The following is a 16,350-nucleotide window of genomic DNA, read 5'->3' as shown; positions in this document are numbered from 1 at the left end:
GGGTGCGCCGTCAATTGGCGAGTTGACTGGACATTCTCTATCTCTGTGGGGTCAGAGGGTCAACCGAACAGAAACGCGCACACGGGCATTATTACAATCACCCAGTGGGTTATAGCAGCGAAAACCTTCGGCACTGCGTGATCGGCTAAACCTGCCTATTCCAAATAGGTTTTCGTTTGTCGAAAAATGCACTGATTCCCTCTTGAGCCTCGTCGGTTTCCCAACGGGCGACAAGCTGTTGAATGGTGTGGTCGATCACAGCATCGTCAATGCGTGGACCAAACGACTGGACCAATTGCTTCGCTGATGAGACCGCACCGGGCGCGCAGGACAGATAGGGTTGCACCTCGGCCTCGACGGCATCCGCCAAGGCCTCGGCGGGCACAGCGCGGGCCAGCAAACCCAGTTCAACCGCTTCGGCCGCATCGAAAAGGCGCGCCGACATGAAGACACGTCGCGCCCGCGCCTCTCCCATGCGGGCAATGACATATGGACCAATCGTGGCTGGGATCAGGCCCAAACGGGTTTCCGTCAGGCCCATCTTCAGGCTTTCAACTCCAATCGCCAGATCGCAGACGGATGCCATCCCAACACCGCCGCCGAACGCATTACCCTGCAGGGCGCCAATCAGAGGTTTGGGTAACGTGTTGAGAGCATTCAGCATCTCAGCCAGTTTGCGCGCCTCAACAAAGCGCGTCTCTGGGTCGGCGGCCATCTGTGCCTGCATCCATCCCAGATCACCACCGGCGCAGAAGCTTTTGCCTGATGCGTTCAGAACGACCACCCGTACCGCCTCATCTCTGGCCAGTTGCCCGGCGGCCTGGGTCAGCTCAATTATCATCTGCGCCGAAAGCGCGTTGTGCTTTTCAGGACGGTTCAGTGTCAGTGTCGCGACACCGCGCTCATCAGTCTTCAGTGCAATAGTCTCGAACATGCCCTATTCCGCCCGCATCGCCCGCGCCATTTCGGCCGCCTGTTCCAAAACAGACGCGTCCAGACCGGTCTCATACCCCAGCCGTTCCAAATGCGCGGCAACTGCTTCGGTCGCGACATTGCCTGCCGCCCCAGGGGCATAAGGACAACCGCCCAGCCCGCCTACGGCTGCATCAAATACACGCACGCCCAGCGCCAGCGAGGCATCGATATTGTCGATCGCCCGCCCATTGGTGTCGTGGAAATGACCCGCAAGCCGGGTAACCGGTACGCGTTCGCGCACGGCCAACAGCATATGGGCAATCTTGTCCGGGGCCCCCTGCCCGATCGTATCACCCAGCGAAATCTCATAGCAGCCATGGGCAAACAGAGCGTCCGCCACCTCGGCCACCCTCTCGGGCGGGATCGGTCCATCATAAGGGCAATCGGTCACGCAAGAGACATAACCCCGAACCGGCAGATCGATATGCCGCGCGGCCTCAAGGATCGGGACAAACCGCTCAATGGATTCGGCAATGGTCGCGTTGATATTTGCTTTCGAAAATCCTTCGGACGCCGATGCAAATACAGCGATCTCATCCGCCTTTGCGGTAAGCGCGTCCTCATAGCCACGCATGTTCGGCGTCAGCGCCCCATAGCGCACGCCCGCTGCCCGCGTGATCCCCCCCAGAACCGCACCGCTGCCGGACATCTGAGGCACCCATTTCGGAGACACAAAACTCGCCACTTCGATACGGCTGAATCCTGCTTTGCTGAGACAATCAACAAGCGCTACCTTCTCGGCCACCGGAATTTCGCGCTGTTCATTCTGCAAACCGTCCCGCGGCCCGACCTCAAAAATCTCGACCCGTTCTTTCATATGCGCATCCCTTCCCGGCTTCTTCTCGTTTCAAATACGGATGACCCGACTGTGCCACGCAATGCACGGGCCGAACAGATCAATCCTCAGCCAACCGAACCAAGGCGGCGCCGGCCTCAACCTGCGCACCCGCATCGGTCAGAACTTCGGCCACCACCCCATCCCGCGCGGCCAGCAGTGAATGCTCCATCTTCATGGCTTCAAGAATGGCCAATCGGTCGCCCTCTTTCACCGCCTGCCCTGCTGTGGCAAAGACGGCCTTGACCAAACCGGGCATCGGCGCTTCGATCACATTTGTGTCGCCTCCCGCGCTGGCATCGCGGTCCAGCGGGTCGACGACCTCAAACACCTGCCCATAGTTATCAAACACAGTGACCTGAGGCCCCGCGACGGCGACATTGGGCATGGGCTTTCCATCGACGGCCCAGCTACCGCTGCGCTGCGCGATCAACTGTGTGCCATCCACTTCCCAAATCTGCCTATCCGGACCTTCGACTTGCACATCCAGATCAACAACCTCTCCCTCTCGCATCAATTGAACTGCCCGGTGCAACGCCCCCCAAAGGGTAAAGCCCGTTTCCGAACCCGTATCGACCAGACCCAGCGCGGTCATCGCTGCAGCCACCATTGAAGCTTTACCTGTTCCGGTCTCCTGCACCAGATCATCAAGGTCCCGCCCAATCAGCCCGGTATCCACGTCCCCGGACGCAAACCCGCTGTGACGTGTCAGAGCCCCTAGGAACGCAAGGTTGGTTACCGTCCCGGCAACTTCGGTCCGGCGCAAAACACGATGCAGGCTTTCCAAAGCAACGGCACGCGTCGCCCCATTCACCACGACCTTTGCAATCATCGGATCATACCAAGGGCTGATCGTATCTCCGGCCCGAACGCCGCTATCGGCGCGGCACTCGGGTGGAAATTGCAAATGGGTCAGAGTACCAGTTGCAGGCAAGAAACCCTTAGGCACGTCCTCAGCATAAAGACGCGCCTCAAAGGCATGTCCGTTAATCGACAGATCGTTCTGCTGTCTCGGCAAGCTTTCACCTGCGGCCACACGCAGTTGCCATTCGACCAGATCGACGCCCGTGATCGCCTCGGTCACCGGGTGCTCGACCTGCAGGCGCGTGTTCATCTCCATGAACCAAAACCGATCAGACCGCAGCCCGTCTGAGGCATCGACGATGAATTCAACCGTTCCCGCGCCTTTGTAGCCAATCGCCTCAGCCGCGCGCACGCCCGCCTGACCCATCGCTTCACGCATTTCAGCGGTCATACCCGGTGCCGGGGCCTCTTCGATCACTTTCTGGTGCCGCCGTTGCAACGAGCAATCGCGCTCAAACAGATGCACCGCATGGGTTCCATCACCAAACACCTGCACTTCGATATGCCGGGGCTTAGAGACAAATTTCTCAACCAGAACAGCATCATTGCCGAAGGCTGTTTTCGCCTCACCGCGCGCACTGTCCAAAGCCTCCGAGAAATCCTCGGGCTTTTCAACTAGACGCATCCCTTTGCCACCGCCGCCTGCGACGGCTTTGATCAGGACGGGATAGCCGATGGTTTCCGCTGCCCCGGCCAGATGCTCGGGGTCCTGATTGTCACCGTGATAGCCGGGCACGACGGGAACACCTGCCCGCTCCATCAAGACCTTGGCCGCATCCTTTAGACCCATCTTGCGGATCGCATCTGCAGACGGCCCGATGAAGGTCAGACCCGCAGCCTCGACCGCATCCACAAAATCAGGGTTTTCCGAGAGAAACCCATAGCCCGGATGAATCGCCTGCGCACCGACATCCAACGCCGCCTGAATGATGACACCACCCTTCAGGTAGCTTTCAGCCGGGGGCGCGCCGCCAATATGCACCGCCTCATCCGCCATCTGCACATGCTTGGCCGAGGCATCCACATCCGAATACACCGCCACACAGGACACGCCCATCTTCTGGGCGGTTTCCATCACCCGGCAAGCAATCTCACCCCGGTTGGCTATCAGGATTTTATTGAACATGGCTTACCCCTCAACCGCAAGATCTTCGACTAGTCGGAAGCGCTCACACAGCAATTCCATCTCGGGATCAAATCCGCCATTACGTTCGAAATACCGGCGATGGTCTTCGCGCCATCCCTCAAACGTCTTGTTTTCACCCTCGGCCAAGGCGAAATCTTCGGTCACATCGCAGTATCGGCAGGTCGAAACCGCGACCGTTTCTATAACCAACGCCGGACGATCATCCCATTCCAAAGCGATATCCCGCCGCCCGACAACTGGGGTGTCAGGGCTACCTTCGGGATAATCGCGTAATGCACCGCAGGTTGCCGTTTTCCGGCCCGCACGCACTAAGGCCAAAAGCTCCGCGCTCAACGTTGCGTTGTCCCCAAACTTGAAAGTCTGAGCGCCCGGGTAGCGGGCCATGACATCATTCAAAGAAACGTTCATCTTACATCCTGAACACGCCGAAACGTGTCTCCTCGATCGGGGCGTTCAGCGCGGCGCTCAGGGACAGGGCCAAAACATCACGACTTTTACGCGGGTCGATGATGCCGTCATCCCAGAGACGGGCCGAGGCATACAGCGGATGCGATTGCTCTTCGAACATCTCCAGCGTCGGGCGTTTGAATTCGGCCTCTTCCTGGTCGGACCATGAGCCCCCCTGCCGCTCAATCCCGTCGCGTTTCACGGTGGCCAGGACGCCTGCGGCCTGTTCGCCTCCCATCACGGAAATACGGGAATTTGGCCATGACCACAGGAAACGTGGCTGATAGGCCCGCCCTGCCATGCCGTAGTTTCCAGCCCCGAAAGACCCCCCGACCAACATGGTGATTTTGGGGACGCTCGTCGTCGCAACTGCCGTGACCATCTTGGCCCCATGCCGCGCGATGCCCTCGTTTTCGTATTTCCGACCGACCATGAAACCGGTGATATTCTGCAGGAACACCAGCGGAGTTTTGCGCTGAGAACACAGCTCGACAAAATGCGCACCCTTCTGCGCGGCCTCGGAAAACAACACGCCATTGTTGGCAATTATCCCAACCGGGCAGCCTTTGACATGGGCGAACCCGGTTACCAACGTCTCACCAAACCGAGGCTTGAACTCATCGAACCGAGAGCCATCGACCAGACGCGCAATCACCTCGCGGATATCGTAGGGCGTACGCAGATCTGCGGGGACAACCCCCAGTATTTCATCTGGATCATAGGCTGGGTCTTCAGGCGCCTCGAACCGTAGGCCAGGCTTCAGCCCTGCACCCCCCAATGACACAACCGCGCGTCGGGCCAAGGCCAGCGCGTGTGCATCATCTTCGGCCAGATAATCTGCCACACCGGACAGGCGCGTATGCACGTCCCCGCCGCCCAGATCTTCGGCCGTGACCACCTCACCCGTCGCAGCCTTGACCAACGGTGGTCCGGCCAGAAAGATCGTCCCCTGATCTTTCACGATGATCGTCACATCGGACATCGCAGGCACATAAGCGCCGCCTGCGGTGCACGAGCCCATCACAACGGCGATTTGCGCAATCCCCTTCGCGCTCATCCGCGCTTGGTTATAGAAGATACGGCCAAAGTGATCCCGGTCGGGAAAGACTTCATCCTGATTGGGCAGGTTCGCACCGCCGCTATCGACCAGATAGATGCAGGGCAGATGGTTCTCTTCAGCAATCTCCTGCGCGCGAAGGTGTTTCTTGACGGTCATCGGATAATAAGTGCCGCCCTTCACGGTGGCATCGTTGCACACCACCATGACCTCACGCCCCTGCACCCGACCGATGCCTGCGATCACCCCGGCGCAAGGCGCGGCATCGCCATACATCCCATGCGCCGCCGTCGCGCCGATTTCCAGAAACGGAGACCCCGGGTCCAGCAGGTTCGCCACCCGGCGACGAGGGAGCATCTTACCCCGGGATTCATGCCGCGCGCGGGATTTTTCACCACCACCCATTCGGGCCGCCTCTGCCGCGGCAGAGATTTGTGCGAGCGCGTCGAGATGGGCGGTACGGTTTGCCTTGAAACCCTCAGAGGCGGGCATGGCATTGGATGTGAGTTTCATTCACCTTTGTCCTTCAGCAACCTTTGAGCGTATCTTAAGTCAAGCCACCTCAAAGTTGTGACCAGCAACTGGCAGCGCAGTTCCGGCATAGTTTCATCGCAAGCTTCTGAGTCTGATCTTGATGTACGTTCCACGGCGCTTTCATAAGACTTCAAATTGAAGCCTGTGAGACTGACTTGCGCAGGCAGAGAACTCAATATTTCACTGCTTTTGTGCTGTAGATGATCAACAAAGACCGTGTGACACAACTCCTCCAAGTTCGACGAGATGTTGCCGATACAATAGTCTAGCGCTTGAGCAACACAGTCAGCATCAAGTGTCATTTTTGAGATGGTAACCTTCGTTGAATTGCTTAACGCCGCGCAACCATCAAACCATTCTTCAATCCAAATGATAGGCTCTTCTGGTTCGGAGATGGAGTAATTCTTCTCATTTTCCGCCAGGCTGAAGCCTGTCGAGACAACAAGCGTGATTAGAGAAGATACAAGTGTACTGGGCTTCATCATGGAGCATCCACGTTCTTAATATTCACTTCGCTCGCTAAACGCTTCAATTCCTTCCGGATCACCTTCCCCGTCACTGTCATCGGCAGTTCCTCCAGAAACGCCACCTCGCGCGGGTAGGAATACTGCGCCAGACGGTCTTTGACCCAGTCCTGCAACTCTGGCCCTGAGGCCTCGGCCCCCGGTTTCAACACCACATAGGCCTTTACGATCTCGGTCCGCAGCGGGTCGGGCTTGCCGACCACTCCGACCGTTGCAACCGCCGGGTGGGTCAGCAGGCAATCCTCAATCTCTGCGGGGCCAATGCGATACCCGGAGGATGTAATCACATCATCATCGCGCCCGACGAAACGCAGATAGTCGCCTTCCCACACGCCTCGGTCACCGGTGATCAGCCAATCGCCTCGGAACTTGCCCTCTGTTTCCTCTGGACGATTCCAGTATCCCAGCAGCATCGAGGCCGAGCCGCGCCGGATGGCGACATCGCCTTCTGCATTCGTAGGCTGGCCGTGTTCATCGATCACCGCAACCTCGTGCCCCGGCACTGGCTTGCCGATACAACCGGGCTGCGCCGGGAAATCGTCGGTGCAGGAGGACACGACCATGTTGCACTCGGTCTGGCCATAGAATTCGTTGATCGTCAGACCAAAGGCCTTCTGCCCCCAGGCCAGCATTTCGGCCCCCAGCGGCTCCCCTCCAGAAGCGACCGAGCGTAACCCGGTAATCGACTGATCTGCGGCCTTGAGCATCCGCAGCGCTGTCGGCGGAAAGAACACGTTCCGCACGTCCCCTCGCGCAATGACATCAGCGCAGGCCTCGGGCGAGAATTTCTCAAGCCGCGCCGCGACCACCGGAATGCCCAGCGCAAGACCGGGCATCAACACGTCAAACAAACCGCCAATCCATGCCCAGTCAGCCGGCGTCCACAAACAATCACCGTCACGCAGATGGTTGTGGCTGATCGAGACACCCGGCAGGTGGCCTGTCAACACGCGGTGTCCATGCAATGCGCCCTTGGGACTGCCGGTGGTGCCCGATGTGTAGATCAAAACCGCAGGGTCTTCGGGGCCGGTTTCGGTGAACGGCACCGGCGCACCTTGGCGCTCGATCTGATCAACCAGCAAAGGTTGTGCCAGATCGCCCAGCAACGCTGCACCCTCAGCATCTGTCAGAACAAGGCGCGCCCCCGCATCCCCAACGCGCGATGCCAACGCGTCGCGCTTGAACAGCTTGAACAACGGCACCGAAATGGCACCGATCTTCCAAATCGCCAGATGTGCCGCTGCGCACCACGGCGACTGGCTGAGCAACACGCCGACCCGCTCGCCCGGCTCGACTTGGTCCAGAAGTGCCCGTGCAAGGCGATCAACCATGTCATTCAAATCGGCGAAATTGATCGTTCGGATTTCGCCATCCGAAAGGTCCAGAATTGCAGTTTGCCCTGCAGGATGCGCCAAGCATTGGCGCGCCATATTCAGCCGATCTGGAATCGCCCAACTGCGATCAGAACGCAAACCCGGTATGACCTCAGAGGGACGCATGCGAATTATCCCTTAAACTACTAGCACTTAACGCCGTTTCAGGGGCAACATCCGGCAAGGAAACTTGATACAGATCAGGGCTATGTCCTCGTGCTGCAGACACAACGCTCGCATCAACAGAAGCAAAGGCATGAATATGATGAACAAACTCGCCTCTTTGACCCTGTCTGCTGCGCTTGTAGCTGTGGCTGCCCCGGTTTTTGCCCAGTCGCAGGGCGATTGGACCGTTGGCGTCGGTGTCGGCTATCTGGACCCCAAGTCGGACAATGGCTCGCTTGCTGGGTTTGACGCCGACGTTGACTCGGACACTCGCCCGATCTTCACCGTCGAATACTTTGTTCAAGACAATCTCGGGATCGAACTGCTGGCGTCGACCCCCTACAAGCATGACGTCACCCTTGGCGGCAGCGTTGATGCGGGCAGCGTCAAGCATCTGCCGCCCACTCTGTCGCTGAACTATCACTTTCCGACGAGCAGTGCATGGAAACCTTATGTCGGAGCCGGTCTGAACTACACAATCTTCTTCGACGAAGATTCTCCGCTGGGTGATCTGGAATTGGACAACTCGTTCGGCGTTTCGCTGCAGGCCGGTCTGGACTACATGGTCTCCGAGAAAGGCGCGGTGCGTCTGAACGTGCGTTGGTTCGACATCGACTCGGACGTCAAACTCGACGGCAACGACATCGGCACCGCCGAGATTGACCCCTTCCTGATCGGGCTGTCCTACGTTCATCGTTTCTGATCCAATCGCCTAAAGCCCCGTGGTTCACCGAATTGCGGGGATTTACGTCACAGCATCTCGTTCATCATTTCCCGGCCGATCAGCATACGGCGGATCTCACTGGTTCCTGCACCAATCTCCATCAGCTTTGCGTCGCGGAATATCCGGCTGACCGGCGAATCCGACAGGAACCCGGCCCCGCCCAGCGCCTGCACGGCCTGATGCGCCTGCAACATGGCCTGCTCTGAAGCATAAAGGCAGCACGCCGCCGCGTCCTGACGGGTTACATCCCCCCGGTCGCAGGCCTTGGCGACCTCATAGACATAGGCCCGTGCCGAGTTCATCGCGGTGTACATATCCGCGATCTTGCCCTGCATCAGCTGGAACGACCCTATCGGTTTGCCAAACTGCTTGCGCTCGGCCAGATACGGCATGACCTCATCCAGACAGGCCGCCATGATGCCGGTGCCGATCCCAGCCAGTACGACACGCTCGTAGTCGAGGCCGGACATCAGGACGGCAACGCCTTTGCCCTCTTCACCCAGAACATTCTCGAACGGCACTTCGACATCTTCAAAGATCAGTTCAGCCGTGTTCGACCCGCGCATTCCAAGCTTGTCGAAATGGGACGATGTTGAAAATCCTTTCATCTCTTTCTCGATCAGAAAGGCCGTGATCCCTTTTGATCCAGCTTCAGGATCGGTTTTGGCGTAGACGACCAGAGTATCCGCATCCGGCCCATTGGTGATCCAGTACTTGTTTCCATTCAGCCGATAATGATCGTTTCGCTTTTCAGCCCGCAGCTTCATCGACACCACATCCGAGCCCGCCGAGGCCTCGGACATGGCAAGCGCGCCCACATGATCCCCCGAGATCAGGCGCGGCAAATACTTCTGTTTCTGCTCATCTGATCCGTTCAGCTTAATCTGGTTCACACACAGGTTCGAATGCGCCCCGTAAGACAAAGAGACCGAGGCCGAAGCCCGCGCCACCTCTTCCACAGCGATGGTATGCGCCAGATAGGACATGCCCGCGCCGCCGTACTCTTCAGGCACAGTGACGCCCAGCAAGCCAAGCTCGCCCATCTCTTTCCACAGCTCATTCGGGAATGCGTTCGATGTGTCGACCTCTGCCGCCATTGGTTTCACGCGTTCCTGCGCCCAGCGATGTACCATCTCACGCAGGGCATTCACGTCTTCGCCCAGATCGAATTGCATAGTGGCCATGAACATGCGGGGCTCCTCCGACTGCATTAATGAACAAGCGTTCATTAATCAGATAACAGCGAATCCGTCCCCGGTCAACGACACCGCGCAGATCAACGCAAAACGCCGCCCATTATGATGGGCGGCGCTTCGCAAACAATCGAGCGTGCGCTGCAAGCGCACTCTGCTGGATTACGACTGATAAACCGCGCTGACTTCGGCCCGAACTATGCGCGCGATTTGGCGACAATCGTCCAGCGAGAAAGTCAACGGAACCCGCATATCCATAATCCCGGCCAATATCCGGTCACTTGCAGGCATAGGTGCACTGTCCGCATAACGCCAACTGTCATAGCGCGACGTAAAGCCAGACGGCTCGGCCCCGCCAAACCATTTCAGTTCAACCCCGCGTGCAGCGCAGCGTTTAATCACCTCGGCAATACGCTCGGGTGTCCAGTCCAGCAGCAGGAACTGGATGGACGAGCCGACATAACTCTCATCGTCGGGTCGCTCTACGATCGTCAAACCCGGCGTCTCTCGCAAGCCACGCTCGATTTCATCATAGCGCTCATTCCAGCGTTGAACCTGCTGGTCCAGATCCCGAAGTTGGGGGCGCAGAATCGCAGCGCGCAGATTGTCCATCCGGCCCGAGACGTTGGGGGTGGTATATTTAATCTGTTCGAACACCTCGGGATCGGGTGCCGCCAGATGGCGTTCATACAGCATATAGGATCCGGACAGCATGGTGGCCTTTGCCGCCAGCTCAGGGCTGTCGGTGATCAGCAACCCACCCTCACCCGAATTGACATGTTTATAAGTCTGACACGAATAGCACCCGATCGCGCCCTGCCGCCCAGACAACTGCCCGCGCCAGGCCGCTCCCATTGTATGGGCGCAATCTTCGATCACGATCACACCAGCGGCATCGCACATCTGCATCAGTCGATCCATATCGCACAGATGGCCGCGCATATGGCTGAGCATCAGCACCTTCGCCTGATCCAGCTTGGCTTCCAGATCATCCAGATCAATGGTCAGCGCTTCGGTCACGCCAACAAAAACCGGCTTCGCGCCAACCGACGCAATCGACCCGGGAACCGGGGCAAGTGTGAATGCATTGGTCAGAACCGGATCACCCGGCTTTACGTCAACAGCCCGCAGTGCCGTGGCCAAAGCATAACCTCCCGAAGACACAGCCAAGCAGTATTTCGCGCCCATCTGAGCGGCGAATTCCTGCTCTAACACAGCCGTTTCGCTCAACTCTCCGGGCAGGACGTTGTAGCGATGCAGACGGCCATGACGCAGGACGTTCAGTGCTGCCTCAATCGCATCTTCAGGGATGGGTTCTTGCTGGGTGAAACTGCCAGTAAATATCTCGTTCATGCGTCGTTTCTGGGGCCGAAATGCTCAAGGGTCAAGCGATCACGCTGCCGCTCCGATCAAATCGGAAACCAGTTTCGGTAAATCATTAAAATGATGCAGCAAAGCCTCAGGCTCCAGCGCTGCCATATCATCACCCGATGGGCCGAAAGTAACCAGAACCGAAGGCACACCCGCCGCTCGCGCTGTATTCCTGTCGGTGTCTGAATCGCCGATCAGAATGCAGTGCTCTGGATGTCCCCCGGCGCGCCGCGCCGCCTCACGCAAAGGCTCAGGGTCGGGTTTGCGCACGGGCAGCGTGTCCGCGCCCACCAGCGAGGCGAATTTGTCGCGCACCCCCAAACGGGTGAGCAGCAACTCCGCTAGTGCCTCGGGCTTGTTGGTGCAGATACCGACGCCATAGCCCGCTTGCGCAAGGCGCTCCACTGCATCCATAGCGCCAGGATAGAACCGTGTGTGCGTGTCGATAGCCCCGGCATAGGCCTCAAGCAGGACCGGGTAGTAGTCCGAAACTGTATCTTCGGCAAAGGCCCCAACGCGTTTCAGACCATGAGTCAGCATCATCCGCCCACCGCGCAATGCGACCCCGGCATCGTGTTCGTGCACCAGCACATCCCCATGCCCCATCTGCCGAAAACAATGGTTGGCCGCAGCCAGCAAATCACCGGATGTATCCGCCAAAGTTCCATCCAGATCAAAGATCACCGTACGCATGTTGCCTCCTGCCTCAGCGGTTTTTCGCCGCCCCATGTTGCAAACGGCAATCTTGTTTGATGGCCGAACCGCTTGCGCCTTTGACCTCAGCGGATAAAACGGGGCGCAACAAAACACAAAGAGAAAACGATTTCATGACCACCGCCCTTGTCATTCTTGCTGCCGGAAAAGGCACAAGAATGAATTCAGACATTCCCAAAGTCCTGCATCCGATTGCACAAGCCCCCATGCTGGTGCACGCCATGCGCGCAGGTGCGATCCTGTCCCCTGAACGCACCGTGATTGTCACGGGCCATGGGGCCGAAGCTGTCTCAAAGGTCGCTCAAGCCGAAGATGAGACCGCCAGGATCGTGGTTCAGCAGGAACAGCTTGGCACGGCGCATGCCGTCGCGCATGCCCGCGAGGCGCTGGCTGGGTTCGAAGGTGATGCGGTTGTCCTGTACGGTGATACACCATTTCTGCAGCCCGATACGCTGAAGCGCATGATTGCAGCGCGGGCCGAGAATGATCTGGTTATCCTTGGGTTCGAGGCCGCCGATCCCGCGCGCTACGGCCGCCTAGTGATGAACGGCAACACGCTTGAACGGATCGTCGAGTTTAAAGATGCCACAGATGAAGAACGTGCCATAACTTTCTGTAACTCAGGCCTTCTGGCCTGTAATACGCAAACGCTGTTCGCGCTGATCGATGCGGTCGGGAATGACAATGCTTCGGGTGAGTACTACCTTACCGATGTCGTTGAGATCGCCCGCACCCGCGGCTTGCGCGTGACGGCTGTAGCTTGTGATGAGGCGCAGACACTGGGTGTGAACTCGCGCACCGACTTGGCGGTGGCGGATGCGATCTTTCAGACGCGCGCGCGCACCGAACTGATGGAGCTGGGCGTAACACTGATGGCCCCCGAGACGGTCTATCTGGCCGCAGATACTGTTATTGGCCGTGATACGGTCATCGAACCAAATGTGGTTTTCGGCCCCGGTGTGACCGTCGAAAGCGGCGCCACGATCCGGGCGTTCTCGCATCTGGAGGGTTGCCATGTCAGCCGGGGTGCCACCGTGGGTCCCTACGCGCGGCTGCGCCCGGGAACTGAGCTGGCCGAAAACACCCGTGTCGGAAACTTTGTCGAGATCAAGAATGCCGAGATTGCCGAAGGTGCGAAGGTCAACCACCTCAGCTATATCGGTGATGCTTCGGTCGGGGCTGCGTCGAATATCGGGGCGGGCACCATCACCTGCAATTATGATGGCGTGATGAAACACAAAACCACGATTGGTGAGAATGTGTTCGTCGGGTCCAACACGATGCTGGTTGCTCCGGTCTCACTGGGCGATGGCGCGATGACGGCAACCGGAACAGTGGTGACCAAAGATGTTGAGCCGGATGCGTTGGCCGTTGCGCGGGCCAAGCAGGAAAACAAGCCCGGCTATGCGCGAAAATTGTTTGAGATGTTGAAGGCGAAGAAGGCTCGCCGCGACAAAGGAGCCTAATTTATGTGTGGAATTGTTGGTGTTCTGGGCAGCCACGAGGCGGCCCCCATTTTGGTGGAAGCGCTGAAGCGGTTGGAGTATCGCGGCTATGACAGCGCCGGTATTGCTACGGTGAATGGCGGCGCATTGGACCGTCGCCGGGCCATGGGCAAGCTCGTGAACCTGAGTGACCTTTTGGTGCACGAGCCTTTGCCGGGGAAATCTGGCATCGGTCACACCCGCTGGGCTACGCATGGTGTGCCATCGGTTAACAATGCGCATCCGCACAAAGCTGGACCTGTCGCAGTTGTACATAATGGCATTGTCGAGAACTATCGCGAACTGCGCGCCGAACTGGGCGAACTGGGCGTCGGGTTCGTTACGGACACCGATACCGAAACCGTTGCTCTGTTGACAGAGCAATACATGAAAGACGGTCTGGCACCGGTCGACGCGGCCTTCAAAACCATCGATCGGCTCAAGGGTGCGTTCGCGCTTGCCTTCTTGTTCGATGGCCAAGAAGACTTGATCGTTGCAGCACGCAAAGGCTCGCCCCTCGCGATTGGTCACGGTGAAGGTGAGATGTATGTCGGATCCGACGCAATTGCTTTGGCCCCTCTGACCGATCGCATCACCTATCTTGAGGAAGGCGACCGGGCCGTTCTAACGCGCACCTCTCTGGAAATCCGAACCGAAGCCGGGGAACTCGCCAACCGCGAAGTGAGACAAATCCAACTGGACCAAACCCGCGCAGATAAAGGCGGCCATAAGCACTATATGGCCAAGGAAATCGCCGAGCAGCCCGTCGTGGTGGCCGAGGCGATCCGGTCGTACCTTCCGACTGGTGCCGATCAGGTGGTATTGCCGGGGGAAGATCTGGATTTCACCAAGCTGGACCGCCTGACCATGGTCGCCTGCGGCACCGCTTTCTATGCCTGCCTGACCGCAAAATACTGGTTCGAACAACTTGCCAAAATGCCGGTTGAGGTCGATATCGCCAGCGAATTCCGCTATCGCGAACCTCCGATCTCGGATCGCACGCTGGCCTTGTTTGTCAGCCAATCGGGCGAAACCGCTGACACACTGGCGGCCCTGCGCTACTGCGAAGGCAAAGCCGACAAGATCGTATCGGTTGTCAATGTGCCTGAAAGCTCAATTGCGCGTGAAAGCGATGTTGCGCTGCCCATTCACGCGGGCGTGGAAATCGGCGTGGCGTCGACCAAGGCGTTCACCTGTCAGCTCAGCGTGTTGTTGATGCTCGCGCTTAAGGCTGCTGCAGACCGGGGTACTCTAACGGATGAAGAGATTGCCGATCACGCGGCAGCTCTGCGCGGTTTGCCGACAGTGCTGAACGCCGCGCTGGATCAGAACGACGCTATTCGCCAGTCTGCCCAACGCCTGTCCGAGGCGCGCGATGTGTTGTTCCTTGGGCGTGGCCTCATGTATCCGCTGGCCATGGAAGGCGCGCTGAAGCTTAAGGAAATCAGCTATATCCACGCCGAAGGATACGCCTCGGGTGAGCTGAAACACGGACCAATCGCCCTGATCGACAAGCACATGCCGGTTGTCGTTATGGCACCGCGCGATGCTGTCTTCGACAAAACGGTTTCGAACATGCAGGAAGTGATGGCGCGTAAAGGCAAGGTCATTCTTGTCTCAGACGACGACGGCATCGCTGACGCCGAGGATGGGGTCTGGAGCACGATCCGGATGCCACATGTCCACACAAACCTTGCACCGATCCTTTACTCGGTACCCGCACAGTTGCTGGCTTATCATACGGCGGTCGCTAAAGGCACCGATGTCGATCAGCCCCGCAATCTGGCGAAATCCGTGACGGTCGAGTGACCGCACATGCTGGCCTACCTTGATCAGATCAAAGCGCATGCCGATCCCGAACGTGCCAAGCAGGCAGCGGCCTATCACAAGATAGACCGCCTCTATCTGGGCGTCCCGAACCCGGTTCTGAACGATCTGACAAAGACCTGGCGGCAACTACTTGAGATCGCTGAACGCATAGCCGTTGCAGATGGGCTGTGGCAGACCAACATTCACGAGGCACGGGTCGCCGCTGCAAAACTGCTCACGCAAGCACGTATCCGCCCGGATGACGCGGTGTGGGACCTGTTGCAAAGCTGGGTGCCAGATTTCGACGCCTGGGCGGTGGCCGATCATGCCTGCACATCGATGCAAAAGCGCCTGTTCGCCGATCCAACGCGCCTGGATCAGGTCGAACGCTGGACCACATCGGACCATATGTGGACCAAACGCGCCACTCTGGTTGTCACTTTGCCGTGGACCAAACAGAACCATCCAAAACCTAAAGAGCTGGAATGCCGCGACCGTATTCTCGGCTGGGCTGCAGGCTATGTCCCTGACCAGGAATGGTTCATCCAGAAAGCCATCGCGTGGTGGCTGCGCGAGTTGTCAAAGCATGACCCAGAACGTGTGGTTGCATTTCTGGATCAATACGGTGCGGAGATGAAACCCTTCGCCCGCAGAGAGGCCGGAAAATACCTGCCCGCTCAATCGGAATAAACTTCCAATTCCACCAGCTCATCGAATGGCACCAACAGGGCGCGCATGGCCTCAAGCGACAAGCGGCTGCCACCACCATCGGGACCCGGTGCGGGAACAAGTGCAACATAGACCTGCGCACCGGTGCGCGGCACCACGACACGGCCATTGATCTCGGTTTCAACCAAAGGTGTTTGCAGCCAGCGCCCCGGTGTGTTGGGGTCCCCCAACCCGGCAACTGTTGTTTTCGCACCAGCCCATCCGCTCGCGGTGGCCACCAGTTCAGGGGCTTCCTCCGGGACATCGGTGGCAACGGGTTCAGCCGTGGACTCACTGGACGAATTTCCAAAAACCCGATCCGTCGTAGACCGGACGGCATCACAACCAGCGACAAGGGCACAGGCCAAAATCAACGCATATTTCATATCAGAAAGCCTAGTGCCCTGCGCCCATCTGTTCCAGTCC

16 protein-coding genes are annotated in these 16,350 nt (G+C 58.4%); 4 read left to right on the top strand and 12 right to left on the bottom strand.

Translation table 11 applies throughout. The features are described from left to right. Positions 1-145: 145 nt before the first annotated feature. From Q1B46_RS04165 to Q1B46_RS04135, 7 genes are all read right to left on the bottom strand, one after another. Positions 146-934: a crotonase/enoyl-CoA hydratase family protein gene (locus Q1B46_RS04165; RefSeq protein WP_299945010.1), complete on the bottom strand. Its 789-nt coding sequence runs from the start codon at positions 932-934 to the stop codon at positions 146-148. 3 nt (positions 935-937) lie between these two features. After that, on the bottom strand, positions 938-1,792 hold the full coding sequence (locus Q1B46_RS04160; RefSeq protein ID WP_299945007.1) for a hydroxymethylglutaryl-CoA lyase: 855 nt from the start codon (positions 1,790-1,792) through the stop codon (positions 938-940). Between the two features lie 79 nt (positions 1,793-1,871). Continuing rightward, positions 1,872-3,800 (bottom strand): acetyl/propionyl/methylcrotonyl-CoA carboxylase subunit alpha, encoded by a 1,929-nt coding sequence (locus Q1B46_RS04155; protein WP_299945004.1) that lies wholly within the window; start codon positions 3,798-3,800, stop codon positions 1,872-1,874. Between the two features lie 3 nt (positions 3,801-3,803). After that, a complete protein-coding gene (locus tag Q1B46_RS04150) occupies positions 3,804-4,229 on the bottom strand; it encodes an ASCH domain-containing protein (RefSeq protein ID WP_299945002.1) in 426 nt (141 codons plus the stop codon). A 1-nt stretch (position 4,230) separates the two neighbouring features. Next, the gene (locus Q1B46_RS04145; protein WP_299945000.1) at positions 4,231-5,838 is read right to left on the bottom strand and encodes a carboxyl transferase domain-containing protein; all 1,608 of its coding nucleotides are present in this window, start codon (positions 5,836-5,838) and stop codon (positions 4,231-4,233) included. Beyond that, a complete protein-coding gene (locus Q1B46_RS04140; protein WP_299944998.1) occupies positions 5,835-6,344 on the bottom strand; it encodes a hypothetical protein in 510 nt (169 codons plus the stop codon). Before Q1B46_RS04140 ends, Q1B46_RS04145 begins: the two co-directional genes overlap by 4 nt. Continuing rightward, positions 6,341-7,882: an AMP-binding protein gene (locus Q1B46_RS04135; protein ID WP_299944995.1), complete on the bottom strand. Its 1,542-nt coding sequence runs from the start codon at positions 7,880-7,882 to the stop codon at positions 6,341-6,343. Before Q1B46_RS04135 ends, Q1B46_RS04140 begins: the two co-directional genes overlap by 4 nt. Positions 7,883-8,018: 136 nt before the next feature. Here Q1B46_RS04135 and Q1B46_RS04130 point away from each other — a divergent pair, with 136 nt between their 5' ends. Further along, the gene (locus Q1B46_RS04130) at positions 8,019-8,624 is read left to right on the top strand and encodes an OmpW family outer membrane protein (RefSeq protein WP_299945763.1); all 606 of its coding nucleotides are present in this window, start codon (positions 8,019-8,021) and stop codon (positions 8,622-8,624) included. A gap of 47 nt (positions 8,625-8,671) precedes the next feature. Here Q1B46_RS04130 and Q1B46_RS04125 read toward each other — a convergent pair whose 3' ends face one another. From Q1B46_RS04125 to Q1B46_RS04110, 4 genes are all read right to left on the bottom strand, one after another. Next, a complete protein-coding gene (locus Q1B46_RS04125) occupies positions 8,672-9,835 on the bottom strand; it encodes an isovaleryl-CoA dehydrogenase (RefSeq protein ID WP_299944993.1) in 1,164 nt (387 codons plus the stop codon). A gap of 165 nt (positions 9,836-10,000) precedes the next feature. Then, positions 10,001-11,191 (bottom strand): aminotransferase class I/II-fold pyridoxal phosphate-dependent enzyme, encoded by a 1,191-nt coding sequence (locus tag Q1B46_RS04120; protein ID WP_299944991.1) that lies wholly within the window; start codon positions 11,189-11,191, stop codon positions 10,001-10,003. 39 nt (positions 11,192-11,230) lie between these two features. Next, positions 11,231-11,902, bottom strand: coding sequence for an HAD-IA family hydrolase (locus tag Q1B46_RS04115; protein ID WP_299944989.1), 672 nt, complete (start codon positions 11,900-11,902; stop codon positions 11,231-11,233). Between the two features lie 13 nt (positions 11,903-11,915). Then, entirely contained in the window at positions 11,916-12,095 is a 180-nt protein-coding gene (locus tag Q1B46_RS04110) for a hypothetical protein (RefSeq protein ID WP_299945780.1), read from the bottom strand. On the opposite strand from Q1B46_RS04110, the gene glmU reads away from it, so the two are divergent. From glmU to Q1B46_RS04095, 3 genes are read left to right on the top strand one after another with little or no spacing between them, the layout of a single operon-like run. Next, complete coding sequence (gene glmU, locus Q1B46_RS04105) at positions 12,037-13,389, top strand: bifunctional UDP-N-acetylglucosamine diphosphorylase/glucosamine-1-phosphate N-acetyltransferase GlmU (protein WP_299944987.1); 1,353 nt, start codon at positions 12,037-12,039, stop codon at positions 13,387-13,389. The two genes, Q1B46_RS04110 and glmU, sit on opposite strands and share 59 nt — an antisense overlap. Positions 13,390-13,392: 3 nt before the next feature. Continuing rightward, a complete protein-coding gene (gene glmS / locus Q1B46_RS04100; RefSeq protein WP_299944983.1) occupies positions 13,393-15,216 on the top strand; it encodes a glutamine--fructose-6-phosphate transaminase (isomerizing) in 1,824 nt (607 codons plus the stop codon). 6 nt (positions 15,217-15,222) lie between these two features. Further along, positions 15,223-15,906 carry a DNA alkylation repair protein gene (locus Q1B46_RS04095; RefSeq protein WP_299944980.1) on the top strand — a complete coding sequence of 228 codons (684 nt, stop codon included), beginning with the start codon at positions 15,223-15,225 and terminating at the stop codon, positions 15,904-15,906. On the opposite strand, the gene Q1B46_RS04090 is transcribed toward Q1B46_RS04095, so the two are convergent. Further along, the gene (locus tag Q1B46_RS04090; protein ID WP_299944977.1) at positions 15,894-16,310 is read right to left on the bottom strand and encodes a hypothetical protein; all 417 of its coding nucleotides are present in this window, start codon (positions 16,308-16,310) and stop codon (positions 15,894-15,896) included. The genes Q1B46_RS04095 and Q1B46_RS04090 overlap by 13 nt on opposite strands. Between the last annotated feature and the right edge of the window lie 40 nt (positions 16,311-16,350).

The organism is uncultured Ruegeria sp. (assembly GCF_947500045.1).
In the GTDB taxonomy this organism is placed as follows: domain Bacteria; phylum Pseudomonadota; class Alphaproteobacteria; order Rhodobacterales; family Rhodobacteraceae; genus Ruegeria.
Note: the sequence above shows the minus strand (reverse complement) of the source record. Positions and strands in the feature narration are given on the sequence as shown.